Annotated in this window: 12 protein-coding genes; 6 read left to right on the top strand and 6 right to left on the bottom strand. The window is 52.2% G+C overall.

Annotation, left to right across the window (positions count from 1 at the left end; genetic code table 11):
- Positions 1-16 precede the first annotated feature (16 nt).
- The 3 genes from ACOTZF_RS07225 to ACOTZF_RS07215 form a co-directional block, all read right to left on the bottom strand.
- Positions 17-229 (bottom strand): helix-turn-helix transcriptional regulator, encoded by a 213-nt coding sequence (locus ACOTZF_RS07225; protein WP_129317818.1) that lies wholly within the window; start codon positions 227-229, stop codon positions 17-19.
- 196 nt (positions 230-425) lie between these two features.
- Complete coding sequence (locus ACOTZF_RS07220) at positions 426-1,319, bottom strand: DUF6387 family protein (RefSeq protein ID WP_129317817.1); 894 nt, start codon at positions 1,317-1,319, stop codon at positions 426-428.
- Between the two features lie 344 nt (positions 1,320-1,663).
- Positions 1,664-3,043 carry a diguanylate cyclase gene (locus ACOTZF_RS07215; RefSeq protein WP_013098174.1) on the bottom strand — a complete coding sequence of 460 codons (1,380 nt, stop codon included), beginning with the start codon at positions 3,041-3,043 and terminating at the stop codon, positions 1,664-1,666.
- Between the two features lie 310 nt (positions 3,044-3,353).
- On the opposite strand from ACOTZF_RS07215, the gene lpxP reads away from it, so the two are divergent.
- Both lpxP and ypdK read left to right on the top strand, forming a co-directional pair.
- Entirely contained in the window at positions 3,354-4,274 is a 921-nt protein-coding gene (lpxP, locus tag ACOTZF_RS07210; RefSeq protein ID WP_167816581.1) for a kdo(2)-lipid IV(A) palmitoleoyltransferase, read from the top strand.
- A gap of 357 nt (positions 4,275-4,631) precedes the next feature.
- Positions 4,632-4,703 (top strand): membrane protein YpdK, encoded by a 72-nt coding sequence (ypdK, locus tag ACOTZF_RS07205; protein ID WP_099458937.1) that lies wholly within the window; start codon positions 4,632-4,634, stop codon positions 4,701-4,703.
- 55 nt (positions 4,704-4,758) lie between these two features.
- On the opposite strand, the gene alaC is transcribed toward ypdK, so the two are convergent.
- A complete protein-coding gene (alaC, locus tag ACOTZF_RS07200) occupies positions 4,759-5,994 on the bottom strand; it encodes an alanine transaminase (protein ID WP_045903403.1) in 1,236 nt (411 codons plus the stop codon).
- 386 nt (positions 5,995-6,380) lie between these two features.
- Between alaC and ACOTZF_RS07195 the strand changes: the two genes are divergently transcribed.
- Together ACOTZF_RS07195 and ACOTZF_RS07190 are read left to right on the top strand one after the other, a co-directional pair.
- Positions 6,381-8,078: a sensor histidine kinase gene (locus tag ACOTZF_RS07195; protein WP_032618314.1), complete on the top strand. Its 1,698-nt coding sequence runs from the start codon at positions 6,381-6,383 to the stop codon at positions 8,076-8,078.
- 13 nt (positions 8,079-8,091) lie between these two features.
- Positions 8,092-8,823: a LytR/AlgR family response regulator transcription factor gene (locus ACOTZF_RS07190; protein WP_013098180.1), complete on the top strand. Its 732-nt coding sequence runs from the start codon at positions 8,092-8,094 to the stop codon at positions 8,821-8,823.
- A 31-nt stretch (positions 8,824-8,854) separates the two neighbouring features.
- On the opposite strand, the gene glk is transcribed toward ACOTZF_RS07190, so the two are convergent.
- Positions 8,855-9,820 carry a glucokinase gene (gene glk / locus ACOTZF_RS07185; RefSeq protein WP_038420298.1) on the bottom strand — a complete coding sequence of 322 codons (966 nt, stop codon included), beginning with the start codon at positions 9,818-9,820 and terminating at the stop codon, positions 8,855-8,857.
- Between the two features lie 205 nt (positions 9,821-10,025).
- On the opposite strand from glk, the gene ACOTZF_RS07180 reads away from it, so the two are divergent.
- The gene (locus ACOTZF_RS07180; protein ID WP_029881751.1) at positions 10,026-11,261 is read left to right on the top strand and encodes an ion channel protein; all 1,236 of its coding nucleotides are present in this window, start codon (positions 10,026-10,028) and stop codon (positions 11,259-11,261) included.
- Here ACOTZF_RS07180 and ipdC read toward each other — a convergent pair whose 3' ends face one another.
- Positions 11,262-12,920 carry an indolepyruvate decarboxylase gene (ipdC, locus tag ACOTZF_RS07175; protein ID WP_129251919.1) on the bottom strand — a complete coding sequence of 553 codons (1,659 nt, stop codon included), beginning with the start codon at positions 12,918-12,920 and terminating at the stop codon, positions 11,262-11,264. It lies immediately after the preceding gene.
- A 184-nt stretch (positions 12,921-13,104) separates the two neighbouring features.
- Here ipdC and mgrA point away from each other — a divergent pair, with 184 nt between their 5' ends.
- Positions 13,105-14,103: an L-glyceraldehyde 3-phosphate reductase gene (gene mgrA, locus ACOTZF_RS07170; protein WP_038984364.1), complete on the top strand. Its 999-nt coding sequence runs from the start codon at positions 13,105-13,107 to the stop codon at positions 14,101-14,103.
- Positions 14,104-14,157 lie beyond the last annotated feature (54 nt).

Here is a 14,157-nt window from a genome sequence, read left to right as displayed (position 1 = left end):
CGCTTCCTCTTATATGTTATTTATTATTTTTGCGTGAATCGAAAATAGTATTTTCAATCCATGCATCAATCTCACTTTCCACAAAGGCTACAGCTCTTGCCCCTATGATTACCTTATCCGGGAATCGTCCTTCCTTAATAAGCTCATACATTGTGGTTCGACTAAATCCGACTCTTCTCAGAACTTCAGGAACACGGATTAATCTTTTACCTGCGATTTCATTACTCATTTGTTTTTTCCTCTGTTGTTTCGACAAGAGCTATAGTAGGAAAAATTGAGATCGCAGGATGCAGAGATTGGCAAACAAGATTTTTTGCGAAAGTGGCAGGGCTTGGTTTTAGGGGAAAATGGGAGTTTGTGGATTTCGCTGGTTTTGAAGAATGGGGACCAGACTTGACGGTGGTCCCCTACATGCAGGAAGTAGGTTACTTCCCTTTTTTCTCGTATTCCTCTTCTTTTTCGTTCATCTTCATCGCTTCGGCTACCTTGGTATCCATCATGTAATCGTTTTTACTCAGCCAGAGATTAAACAGTCGATCAAATTCGCGCGTGAGAACTTTTTCAGCAAAAGGCTTGTCGGTATCTTTGATTTGAGAGCCGCCTCTGATGACCTCTGAATCGTTAGGGTAAAGGAGACGGGAAAACTGCTCATTAGAGATTTTGGCATCATTCCTCTTCGCCCAAAGCAGCAGATCCAGCATGGGGATAACCCTGAGGTTGATCACCTTTTTGACAGTGCTTAGTCCAAACCGAAACGAACCAATTGCTGGCTCGCCAACGGTATACTCCTTTCGCCATTGAGGAAGCATTCTTTTGATATGCTCAATAACCTCATCGTCAGTCAGAAACTTAATGTTTAACCACAAATACAGTGGATGCCCATCATCAAACTCGTCAATGTCTCTCAGCTTCCGCATCCCATCCTCTTTTGATGTCGGGACAGACGATGCATCGGATGAGTAACCTACTCTGTGAAGTAGATCAAGGTCCCGTAGCCGTGCCTCGTAGCGGCTAATGTCGTTGACGGTCATATGCCTGACATGCAGCCGCGCATCCACTAAAGGGTTTTTCTTTTTAGTGGTAGGGGCGGTTCTTTCTGTCGAACTTGCTAAAAGAGGATGACCAGCCAAAATCTTGGCTTCCTCTCCCAGATAGCGTTCATGCCGGGAATGTTCTTCTTTAGTAAAATCATGTCGGTGCAATGATACACGCCGACTGATTTCATAACTTAGGTCGTTAACTGTGATCTCTTGAAGGACATCATAGTTGCTTAACTTGAACCACTGCTTAACAGCCTTCATTGTGTCGCTGGCTTTCATCTGTATTACCATTTCCTGACAGCATTAACAGCGTAAACGCCGATTTATCTTTTGGTCACGTCAAGACTCTTGGTGTAGCGGGTTAGGGCACTAAAAGAAAGCGTTTTTTATCTGAATAGCCCACACTCTCTGTTGCTGGTTCTGTGTTCGATGCTTGTCATCCAGAGTTGTTCGAATACGTTCAGTGGCGTAATGAATTGATTTTAATTGACAATATTGTTATTCACGGCTGAAAATGTTGGTACATTTGTTGTTATAAATACTTAAGCATTATTAATTACACCTAAATAACATAGGATTAAGTGAATGTTCGATTCCTGCAGGGGACACTTTGATAGTAAACGTCACTGCGCTTTCCATAACTCCACGCAGTTTCGCCCCCGTCGTTTTGCCCCATACAACGCCTCATCCGCAGCCTGAATCAGACGTTCGTAGTCAGGATGACCATTAAACATGGCCGCCCCAATCGAAAGCGACAACGGTATTGGCTCGCCTGTCGGGGAATGAACCTTAATTTTTTCCACGCGTCGGCGGATCCGCTCGGCAATGCGCAGGGTATCGGCTTCGGTGATTTCCGTTAGCACAATCAAAAACTCATCTCCGCCATAGCGGAAGACATAGTCACAGGTGCGAACGTTGTCATAAAACGCCCCGGCAACCTTTCTTAATATTTCATCTCCCGTGTTGTGCCCCCAGGTATCGTTGATTTGCTTGAACTTATCAACATCGATAAGCAGCACCGACAGCGGCGTACCAGAACGACTTGCCTGGGTAATTTCACGTTTAAAAATGGTTGGCAGGAAGCGACGGTTGAGCAGACGCGTGAGCACATCCACACCCACCTCGTGCCGGGCTACCTCATCAAACAGCTCATGCAGCAGGGTCACGATTTGCGAGAAGGTCGTTCGCGTCAGCCGCAAAAATTGCACCTGCCGCAGTCTGTCGTGAAGGGCATCGTCTGTCTGACGAACGTCATGAAAAGCCGCGTCGAACTCCTGGATAAGACGAGAGATATGCCCTGCTTCGGCAATACCACTGAAGTAGTGACGTCCCTTATGACTGAACCACAGCCCAAAGTCGGACTGCCCGAGCGGCCGGCTGTTGTCGATGCTGGAGTCCAGCATCACTTTATAAAGCAGCGACAGTTCCCACGTCAGCAATGCGGCGGTCTGCCGCTCCTTCTCAACTTCCGCATTTTCCATCAGCGAGAAGATTCGATAGTTCTCGTCCTCTTTTGCCGCATTGTTCTCGCTGAAGACATAGGCGCGCGACATCACCTCCATTGCCAGATCAATACTGTTAATGGCGTAGTGATAGATGCTTAACTTGGTCTCAGAAGGGTGTGGTGTGGCATTAATAAGAGGTAACAACAGCTTTTTCAGGATCCGGAAACCCATCTCAACCAGGTCTACCGATATACCTATTCGGGCGTGAACATCGGCGGCGCGCTGCTGAGCCCGCATCTGTTCATCAACCTGTTCAACCCGGCAGGAGAGAACATCAACAAGCCAACGACGCAGCGCTTCCTGCAGCTGCCTTTCAACCTGCTCAGTGGTCAGAAACTCCGCTGCATGAGGGTCGGCCAGGACCACACGATAAAACTCCGTAATCAGACCAGAAGCATGATCGCTGGCCAGTTGCGCAGTAAGTTGATGAACGAGGGGATCCGTTTCATTGATTAACTGAATCCACTCATCCCTTACGGTTTGTAAATAGGTTTCCATTTACACCCTCCAGGGGAGATCGTTAGCTTGTCCGACGGGAATGAGCGCACGGATTCACCGTCTGGCATGCGTGATAATCAACAACAGCAACAAAATCAACACCCTTTCCAGGTGCCGCTTTTTTAATCAAAAACGAGTAATAGCACATATCGTATAACGGTGCTACATTACGCCGCCCACCCAACGTCAGCAGTGGTCAGGCAACGCCGTAAAGATCGGTAAAGCCTGCAACCATGACCTTGTCCAACGGTCTAATTGGCACGTGGTATCGCTTTATGCGTTACTTTCAAAGGCTTTACATAGGTTCACTATTTTGTCTCAATCCCACTTCAAACGTGCGTTTTTACACCCGCGTTACTGGTTTACATGGTTTGGTCTTGGCGTACTCTGGCTTCTGGTTCAACTTCCTTATCCTGTGATCCGCGTACTGGGCTCCAGGCTCGGCAGCGCATCCCGCCACTTCCTCAAACGTCGTGAATCTATTGCCCGTAAAAATCTCGAACTGTGCTTTCCCCAGTATAATGCGCAGCAGCGCGAAACACTGATTGCCGAGAACTTTAAATCTATCGGCATGGCATTGCTTGAAACCGGCATGGCCTGGTTCTGGCCTGATGAACGCGTCCGCAAATGGTTTGACGTAGAAGGTCTCGAAAACCTGAAACGCGCGCAAATGCAAAACCGTGGCGTGATGGTGGTTGGTGTCCACTTTATGTCGCTGGAGCTGGGCGGCCGAGTAATGGGGCTTTGTCAGCCGATGATGGCCACCTACCGCCCGCACAACAGTCCGCTGATGGAGTGGGTACAAACCCGTGGTCGCATGCGTTCCAATAAGGCGATGATCAGCCGTAACAATCTGCGCGGTATGGTCGGCGCCCTGAAGAAAGGCGAAGCCGTCTGGTTTGCACCCGATCAGGACTACGGACGTAAAGGCAGCAGTTTTGCGCCCTTCTTTGCGGTTAAAAATGTCGCCACCACCAACGGCACGTTCGTGATTTCGCGTCTGTCAGGCGCCGCAATGCTGACCGTAACAATGGTGAGAAAGGTTGATAAATCTGGCTATCGTCTGCACATCTCACCGGAGATGGCAAACTATCCGGAAAATGAATGCGAAGCTGCAGCGTTCATCAATAAAGTTATCGAGACCGAAATTATGCGCGCGCCGGAGCAGTATCTGTGGATGCATCGCCGTTTCAAAACGCGGCCGCATGGCGAAGCGTCTCTCTATATCTAATGTGGAGAAAGGTTAGTTTCGCTAAGAAACTAACCTTTTCAATCACCTGTAATCACCCTGAGTAATTGTCTTTTCTTGTCGTCGCTCAACGTGGATTTATTGCGCTCTGAAATCAAACTGTCGCCGTTCCACGACACCCGTAAGTTACGGAAAGTATTTAAAAAAATGCCCCTTGTCACCCCTCATTTTTAGGCGTACATTAGCGCCGTCTGGCAACAGGAAAGCACAGAATTCTGAGCTGGAGTTTGCATCGTAACGGGATAATTCTCATTTCCGTCTCAGGCAAATGTCAGTTCTCTATAATCAGGTGGACTCTGTTTTTAAGTGCGTACCAGAAGATACGCGGAGCGATGAAACGTGAAATATTTCTTTATGGGCATTTCGGTGATTGTTTTAGTGTGGGCCGGAACCTTCGCCCTGATGATCTAGCGAAGAACATGCAGTCAAAAAAACAGGAGCCGTTGGCTCCTGTTTTTTTATGTCATTAAGATTCGTGCTGTTCAGCGGCACTCTTTGATGCGAGAAGCCCGTCGGCGCGGAACATACTCTTAATGCCCCTCACCGCCTGACGAATACGGTCGCTGTTTTCAATCAGCGCGAACCGTACATGGGTATCGCCATAATCACCGAAGCCAATGCCCGGCGAGACGCAGACTTTCGCGTCCTGCAACAGCTTTTTGGCAAACTCCAGTGACCCCATCGCCGCGTAAGGCTCAGGGATTTTTGCCCAGACATACATTGACGCTTTCGGCATTTCCACCATCCAGCCAGCCTCATGCAGCCCTTTCACCAGCACATCGCGACGGCGTTTATACTGGGCGGCAATATCATGAACACACTGCTGATCGCCTTCCAGCGCGGCGATAGCGGCCACCTGCAATGGGGTAAAAGTGCCGTAATCGTGGTAACTCTTAATACGCGCCAGTGCACTCACCAGCGTTTTGTTACCCACCATAAAGCCAATACGCCACCCCGCCATGTTGTAGCTTTTCGACAGGGTAAAGAACTCCACCGCCACATCACGTGCGCCCGGAACCTGCATAATGGAAGGCGCTTTCCAGCCGTCGTACACAATATCGGCGTAGGCTAAGTCGTGTACCACCAGCACATCGTAACGCTTCGCCAGTGCGACGACTTTCTCAAAGAAGTCGAGTTCTACACACTGCGCCGTAGGGTTAGACGGGAAGCCGAGGATCATCATCTTCGGTTTCGGATAGCTTTCGCGAATCGCACGTTCCAGCTCGTTAAAGAAATCGACCCCTTCCACCAGCGGCACAGAGCGAACCTGCGCCCCGGCAATCACCGCGCCGTAAATATGGATGGGATAGCTTGGATTAGGCACCAGCACCGTATCACCATGATCCAGCGTAGCCAACATCAGGTGCGCCAGCCCCTCTTTCGAGCCAATGGTGACAATGGCTTCACTTTCCGGATCGATGTCAACCTGATAGCGATCCCGGTACCAGCGAGAGATCGCGCGACGTAATCGAGGAATGCCGCGAGAGGTGGAGTAACCGTGCGTATCCGGGCGCTGGGCGACCGTGCAGAGCTTCTCAACAATATGCGCAGGCGTTGGGCCGTCAGGGTTACCCATGCTGAAATCGATAATATCTTCGCCGCGACGACGCGCAGCCATCTTCAGTTCAGCAGTGATATTGAAAACATAAGGGGGGAGACGATCGATACGCGTAAAACGGCGTTCAGGACTGAATTCAGCCATAGATTCCTCAGATTAACGTTAGCGCCCGGACCGTCCGAGCGACGCTGCCACTTATGTGGCGTGTTTAGAAAATAACCTGAAAAAAAACATGCTGTCGAGGGGTTAAGCAAAAAAAAGATGTCGCGTTAAAAACGGGAACCTTCAGATACCGAAAGCGGAAGCGTTCCTGCTTATTGTGCAATTTTAATACCCAGTATTTAACATGATGATATCAAAGCTGTTACCTTGCCGTTCTCCAGGAGTAAAAAAACTGGCATCTTCAGGAAGCCACTCTCAATCCCCTTTGAAGATTATGGTTTTTCCTCATTTGATAAACCCGACGGATAGCTGGTCAACAGGCGTCAGGTTTTTTATCATTGGGCTTTCCTCTTTTCGCTGGTCGACTCGTGCACGAAATATTCGATATGCTGCTGGCGGTTTTTGACCGTGCGGCATTAATGCTGATTTGCCTGTTTTTCCTCATTCGTATTCGCCTGTTCCGCGAGCTTTTGCACAAGTCCGCCCACTCGGCAAAAGAGCTGCTGGCCGTTACCGCCATCTTTTCACTGTTCGCCCTGTTCAGCACCTGGTCCGGGGTGCCGGTAGAAGGGTCGCTGGTCAACGTGCGTGTTATCGCCGTGATGTCCGGTGGGATCTTGTTTGGCCCCTGGGTGGGCATTATTACGGGTCTCATTGCCGGGACACATCGTTACCTGATAGATATCGGCGGCGTGACGGCGGTGCCGTGTTTTATCACCAGCATCATCGCCGGTGTCCTTTCCGGCTGGATTAACCGCAAAATACCGAAAAAGCAGCACTGGCGCGCCGGGATCATCGCGGGCATGCTGTGCGAAACGCTGACCATGGTTCTGGTGGTCGTCTGGGCTCCCACCATCGCGCTGGGGCTGGATATTGTCTCTAAAATCGGTATTCCGATGATCCTCGGCAGCGTCTGTATCGGTTTTATCGTGCTGCTGGTGCAAAGCGTTGAAGGGGAAAAAGAGGCCAGCGCCGCACGTCAGGCCAAGCTGGCGCTGGATATCGCCAACAAAACGCTCCCGCTCTTCCGCCATGTTAACGCCGAATCCTTACGTCAGGTCTGCGATATCATCCGTCGCGATATTCATGCCGATGCCGTGGCCATTACCAATATCGACCACGTCCTGGCCTATGTTGGCGTGGGTGAGCATAACTATCAGGACAGTGATGACACCATCAGCCCCACCACCAGGCAGGCGATCAATTACGGTAAAATCATCATTAAAAACAATGATGAAGCCCACAGAACCCCAGAAATTCACTCCATGCTGGTGATCCCGCTGTGGGAGAAAGGCGTGGTGACAGGAACCCTAAAAATTTACTACTGCCACGCGCACCAGATCACCTCCTCCCTGCAGGAGATGGCCATCGGGCTGTCGCAGATTATCTCTACCCAGCTGGAGGTCTCCCGCGCGGAACAGCTGCGCGAGATGGCAAATAAGGCAGAGCTGCGCGCGCTGCAAAGTAAAATTAATCCTCATTTTCTGTTTAACGCGCTGAATGCGATCTCCTCGTCCATTCGACTTAATCCGGATACCGCACGTCAGCTGATTTTCAATCTGTCACGCTATCTGCGCTACAACATTGAGCTAAAAGATGACGAGCAGATCGACATTAAAAAAGAGCTTTATCAGATCAAGGATTACATTGCGATTGAGCAGGCGCGCTTTGGTGACAAACTCACCGTCATTTACGATATTGATGAAGAGGTCAACTGTGTGATCCCAAGCCTGCTGATCCAGCCGCTGGTTGAGAACGCTATCGTCCATGGGATTCAGCCGTGTAAAGGGAAAGGGGTGGTGACCATCAGCGTGACCGAAAGCGGCAACCGCGTGCGGATTGCCGTGCGCGATACCGGCCACGGAATTGATCCTAAAGTCATTGAGCGCGTTGAGGCCAACGAGATGCCGGGGAATAAGATTGGGCTGCTGAATGTCCACCACCGGGTCAAACTGCTGTACGGCGACGGGCTGCATATTCAGCGCCTTGAACCGGGCACCGAGATCGCCTTTTATATTCCGAATGAACGCTCTCCCGTTCATGCGTCTACATCCCTGTTGCCTTAGGCCGGAGTAACCCGTGAAAGTGATCATTGTAGAAGATGAGTTTCTGGCTCAACAGGAGCTGAGCTGGCTCATCAAAACGCACAGTCAGATGGAGATCGTGGGCACGTTTGACGATGGTCTGGACGTGCTGAAGTTTTTGCAGCATAACCGCGTTGATGCCATTTTTCTTGATATCAACATTCCGTCGCTGGATGGCGTATTACTGGCGCAAAACATCAATCAGTTTGCCCATAAGCCGTTTATTGTCTTCGTCACCGCCTGGAAGGAGCACGCGGTTGAAGCCTTCGAGCTGGAGGCGTTTGACTATATCCTTAAGCCTTACCAGGAGTCGCGCATCGTCACTATGCTGCAAAAGCTGGAGGCCGCGTGGCAACAGCAGAACGCCCCTGTCACCGCAAGCCCCGCAGTACGTGAGAATGACACGATTAACCTGGTGAAGGATGAACGTATCATCGTGACGCCGGTTAACGATATCTACTATGCCGAAGCCCATGAAAAGATGACGTTTGTCTATACGCGGCGGGAATCGTACGTGATGGCGATGAACATTACCGAGTTTTGCAGCAAGCTGCCGACAGCGCATTTCTTCCGCTGTCACCGCTCGTTTTGTGTGAATTTAAACAAGATCCGCGAGATCGAGCCGTGGTTTAACAACACCTACATTTTGCGCCTGAAGGATCTTGATTTTCAGGTGCCAGTGAGCCGCAGCAAGGTCAAAGAGTTCCGCCAGTTAATGCACCTGTAAATCCCCTCTCCCGCAAGAGAGGGGCTAGGTTTTAGAGGATCTGACCGAGCACCTGACGCAGGTGGGCACCCGAGCCAAGTAAACCCGGGTTGTCGTGCACAATCAGATAAACAGGAATGTCCTGCACGTAGCTTTTAAAACGTCCTTTGTCTTCGAACCCGCCGCGGAAGCCTGACGCTTTGAAGAACTCCAGGAAGCGCGGCACAATGCCACCGGCAATGTAAACGCCACCGAAGGTGCCGAGCGTAAGCGCCAGGTTGCCACCAAAACGCCCCATGATCACGCAGAACAGCGACAGTGCGCGACGGCAGTCGATGCAGCTGTCTGCCAGTGCGCGCTCGGTCACGTCTTTCGGCTGCAGATTTTCCGGCAGACGGCCGTCAGACTTCACAATCGCACGATACAGGTTTACCAGCCCCGGGCCGGAAAGCACGCGCTCAGCCGACACGTGGCCGATCTCAGCGCGTAGCTCTTCCAGAATAATGCCCTCTTCTTCGCTGTTCGGTGCAAAATCCACGTGTCCACCTTCACCCGGCAGACTCACCCAGCGCTTATCAACATGAACCAGATGCGAAACGCCCAGCCCTGTACCGGCACCGTATACGGCAATCGGCTTGCCTTCTACCGGGGCAGTACCGCCAAACTGAGTCAGGTGCTCTGGCTTCAGCATCGGGATGGCCATCGACACCGCAGTAAAGTCGTTGATGATTTCCAGATGTGCAAAGCCGAGGTTCTTTTTCATCTCGGCAATGGAAAATGCCCAGGTATGGTTGGTCATCGCGACCCAGTCGCCGGTAATCGGGCAGGCAATCGCGATACAGCCATCTTCAACGCTGACCTTGTGCTCTTCCAAATAGACGCGTACAACGGCCTCAAGGCTCGGGTAATCCAGCCCTGAATAGGTTTTCGCCTGGGAAATTTCACCGCTACTTACATCGCATAATGCCAGGCGCGCGTTAGTGCCGCCCACATCTCCTACCAAAGCATACTTTGTCATTCTTCTACTGCTCCGCTAAAGTCAGAATAAATCTTTGGAACACTGTAAATTCAAGGCGTGATAACAACAACGACCGGAAGGTGAATGCCCCGGGATTATCGATCTTCGTCACAGAATAACTTTACCGTTTCAGCACCTTTTGCACTATTGCCACAATGCTGATTGTGCAAAGTAACGTAATACCTTTTTGTACAAGGAAATTATCATGCTCCACCCGCGAGCCAGAACCATGCTGTTGCTGGCAATCCCGGCCTTAATTATTGGTATTGTCTCAAGCCTGGTGCTTATCGTCGTGATGAAAGTCGCCTCAGTGCTGCAAACGATGTTATGGACGGCGCTTCCGGCTCAGGTGGGTATCAGCGTTGATTCGCCGGCATGGATCATAATGATGCTGACCCTGACGGGGGTTGCGGTGGGTCTGGTGATCCGCTTTAGCCCAGGGCACGCCGGGCCTGATCCGGCGCTGGAACCGCTGATTGGTGCCCCGGTCGCTCCTGCAGCGCTACCAGGGCTCATTATCGCGTTGATTATCGGTCTGGCGGGCGGCGTTAGCCTGGGGCCGGAACACCCGATCATGGCGGTCAACATCGGTCTGGCGGTGTATCTCGGCTCACGCATTTTACCCCGCGTCGGGGCCCTGGACTGGACGATTCTGGCATCGGCTGGCACCATTGGCGCGCTCTTCGGTACGCCGGTCGCGGCCGCGCTGATTTTCTCGCAGACGCTTTCCAGCAATAACGACGTGCCGCTCTGGGATAAACTCTTTGCGCCACTGATGGCCGCTGCGGCCGGTGCGCTCACCACCAGTCTGTTTTTCAATCCACACTTCTCGCTCTCCCTTCCCCACTACGGCCAGATGCAGATAGCCGATATCTTCAGCGGTGCGGTTGTGGTCGCTATTGCCATTGCGCTGGGGATGATCGCCGTATGGTGTCTGCCGCGTCTGCACCGGCTGGTGCATAAGCTCAAACATCCGGTGCTTATCCTCGGGGTCGGCGGATTGATCCTCGGCATATTAGGGGCCATCGGCGGTAAGGTAACGCTGTTTAAAGGTCTGGATGAGATGCAACAGCTGGCCTTCAGTCAGGTGTTTAGCGTGTCCGATTATTTGCTGTTTGCGCTCATAAAGCTGGCTGCGCTGGTGGTGGCGGCAGCGTGCGGTTTCCGTGGCGGACGGATTTTCCCGGCGGTCTTTGTTGGCGTCGCGTTGGGGCTGATGCTGCATGAACATGTGGATGCGGTTCCGGCGGCGATTACCGTCTCTTGCTCTATTCTGGGGCTGGTATTGGTGGTGACACGTGATGCCTGGCTGAGCCTGTTTATGGCCGCGGTGGTGGTTCCGGATACTACTCTCATCCCGTTACTTTGCATCGTGATGTTGCCCGCCTGGCTCCTGCTGGCGGGCAAACCGATGATGATGGCCTGGCGTAACGACAAGTGATCAGGCGTTGTTACGCGCTTCCAGCGCTTTGGTAATCGCCCCTAACAGCGGCGGGATATCCGCTTTGGGTAGCATCACTTCAATCAGTGACAGTCGCTCGTGGTGTGCCACTTTTTCGAGCACCTCCGCCAGCTGTTCCGCTTCACTGACCCGCCAGCACTGTGCCTGAGGATCCAGGCTCAGTGCCTGCGGAATTTGCGTCCAGTTCCATAAGGCAATGTCGTTATAGCGCTGTTCCGGTCCGTGAATGGCCCTCTCTACGGTGTACCCTTCATTGTTGAGCACCAGGATAATGGGGTGCTGTTTATCACGCAGCATCGAGCCCAGTTCCTGAATGGTCAACTGCGCGGCGCCATCCCCCGTGAGCACAATGACGCGTCGGTCTGGACAGGCGGTTTGGGCACCATACGCCGCGGCCAGGGTGTAGCCAATGGAGCCCCACAGCGGCTGGACGATAAAATTCACGTCTGCCGGCAGACGCAAATCGATCGCACCAAAGGCTGACGTTCCCTGGTCGGCAAGAATAATGTCACCCGGACGAATAAAGGTTTGCAGGGTGCTCCAGAAATTCTCCTGAGTGAGCGAGCCCTCGGATTGCGGGAAGGCGATACCGCTGTGAGAGACTGGCACCAGGGTATCGTGGACATACTGTTTGCAGAGAGCCACCAGCGTCTCGATCGCGTCAGACATAGGGATACCGGTAAACCAGACATCCCCCACCCGTGCGGCATGTGGCTGCACTTCTATCGTTTGCGCCTGCGTCAGCTGATGGGTAAACCCCGCCGTCAGGGTATCGGTAAAACGCGTGCCAATGCACAGTACCGTATCCGCCCCTTCAATGGCCTCTTTTACCGCCCCGACGCTTGCCGAACCACTGTACGTGCCATAAAAACCGGGCTGGCGTTCGTCAAAAATGCCCTTGCCCATCAGCATGGTGGCGTGGGCAATGGGCACCTCTTTCACCCATTTCTGCAGGGCATGTTTCATGCCGTGGCGCATGACCAGGAAATCGGCCAACAGCGCGGTACGCTTGCTTGTTTTCAGCCTGCTCTCGGCGGCGTCTCGGAACGCTTTCAGGCAGGCGTTATCGGCATGCGCTGTCTTTAACGTGAGAGCGTTTACAGGCGGCGTGGCTGATTTTTTAGCCACATCAGCAGGCAGCATCAGGTAGCCTGGACGTCGCTCCCGCAGCATGGTTGTTAACACTCTGTCGATTTCATAGCAGGCGTTTTGTTCGGTCAGGATCGCCTGCGCGACCGTGATCGGTTCACTCATATGGTAGAAGTGACGGAACTCACCATCACCCAGCGTGTGGTGCAGCAGCTCCCCTTTTTGCTGTGAGGCCGTACCCGGTGCCCCCACAATGTGTAACACCGGAACATGCTCGGCAAAGCTGCCGGCCATGCCGTTCATGGCACTTAATTCCCCTACGCCAAATGTTGTCAGCAGCGCGGCAAAGCCCTTACATCGGGCATATCCGTCAGCGGCATAAGATGCGTTTAGCTCATTGGCACAGCCCACCCAACAGATATCCGGGCTGTCGATGACATGATCGAGAAACTGCAGGTTATAGTCGCCCGGCACGCCAAACAGATGATCGGCACCACAATCTGTAAGACGGTCCAGCAGGTAATCGGCGACGCAGTACGGGGTTCGCATAACAGGTGTCCTTCTGACGTTGACCTCACTTTGAGTATTAAATAAGCGTGATGGCTGTCCAGAAATGGCAGAAAGAAGAGTATGGAAAGAATGCTTTACAAAAAAGGCTGCGCTATGCTCTGTTTTTTCACATCAGTGTAAACGCATACACTGTTCTTACTTTTTAGCGCCAGAGGTCATGAGAATGCACTATCAGCCAGATAAAAACCGTTATCAGACAATGCTGTATCGTCGCTGTGGGCAAAGTGGCGTTAAATTACCCGCCGTCTCTCTTGGGCTCTGGCACAACTTCGGTGACGCCACGCTTATCGAAAACAGCCGTCAACTTTTACAGCGCGCGTTTGATCTTGGTATTACACACTTCGACCTTGCCAATAACTATGGTCCGCCTCCCGGTTCCGCCGAGCGCAATTTCGGCCGCATTTTGCAGGAAGATTTTCTGCCGTGGCGCGATGAGCTGATCATCTCGACGAAAGCGGGCTATACCATGTGGGACGGCCCTTACGGTGACTGGGGATCGCGCAAATATCTCATCGCAAGCCTGAATCAAAGTCTGAAACGTATGGGGCTGGAGTATGTTGATATCTTCTATCACCACCGTCCTGACCCGGAAACGCCGCTGCAGGAGACAATGAAAGCGCTTGACCATCTGGTGCGTCAGGGGAAAGCCCTGTATGTCGGTTTGTCCAATTACCCGGCCGAGCTTGCACGGCAGGCTATCGACATACTCCATGACCTCGGCACGCCGTGTCTGATCCATCAGCCGAAATATTCAATGTTTGAACGTGCTCCGGAAGCGGGCTTGCTGGACGTTTTGCAGGAAAAAGGTGTCGGCTGCATTCCATTCTCGCCGCTGGCGGGTGGTCAACTGACCGATCGTTATCTGAACGGCATTCCGGCAGACTCCCGTGCCGCGAGCGGGAGTAAGTTCCTGAACCCGGATCAGATAACCCAGGAGAAACTGGAAAAAGTCAGAAGACTGAACGCGCTGGCAGAAAGCCGGGGACAGAAGCTGTCTCAGATGGCGCTGGCCTGGATTTTGCGCCACGAGGCGGTAACTTCCGTACTGATTGGCGCCAGTAAAACCGGGCAAATAGACGATGCAGTGGGCATGCTGGAGAACCGCCATTTCACGGCGGAAGAGCTTGCCACCATTGACGGGATCCTGAATAGCTCAAAATAAATCCTGTTTTAGCAAAAAGTGCTATCACGTCTGAATTCGGAGTTGAGGCGATGA

Origin of the sequence: Enterobacter cloacae complex sp. SHL021, assembly GCF_049237765.1 — a bacterium.
Classification (GTDB): Bacteria; Pseudomonadota; Gammaproteobacteria; order Enterobacterales; family Enterobacteriaceae; genus Enterobacter; species Enterobacter cloacae.
This window is presented reverse-complemented; position numbering and strand designations above follow the sequence as displayed.

Coding starts and splice junctions, on each gene's coding strand:
- ACOTZF_RS07220 (WP_129317817.1), bottom strand. CDS start 1,319: ATGAAAGCCAGCGACACAATGAAGGCTGTTAAGCAGTGGTTCAAGTTA.
- ACOTZF_RS07180 (WP_029881751.1), top strand. CDS start 10,026: ATGCTCCACCCGCGAGCCAGAACCATGCTGTTGCTGGCAATCCCGGCC.
- ACOTZF_RS07225 (WP_129317818.1), bottom strand. CDS start 229: ATGAGTAATGAAATCGCAGGTAAAAGATTAATCCGTGTTCCTGAAGTT.
- mgrA (WP_038984364.1), top strand. CDS start 13,105: ATGCACTATCAGCCAGATAAAAACCGTTATCAGACAATGCTGTATCGT.
- alaC (WP_045903403.1), bottom strand. CDS start 5,994: ATGGCTGAATTCAGTCCTGAACGCCGTTTTACGCGTATCGATCGTCTC.
- ACOTZF_RS07215 (WP_013098174.1), bottom strand. CDS start 3,043: ATGGAAACCTATTTACAAACCGTAAGGGATGAGTGGATTCAGTTAATC.
- glk (WP_038420298.1), bottom strand. CDS start 9,820: ATGACAAAGTATGCTTTGGTAGGAGATGTGGGCGGCACTAACGCGCGC.
- ipdC (WP_129251919.1), bottom strand. CDS start 12,920: ATGCGAACCCCGTACTGCGTCGCCGATTACCTGCTGGACCGTCTTACA.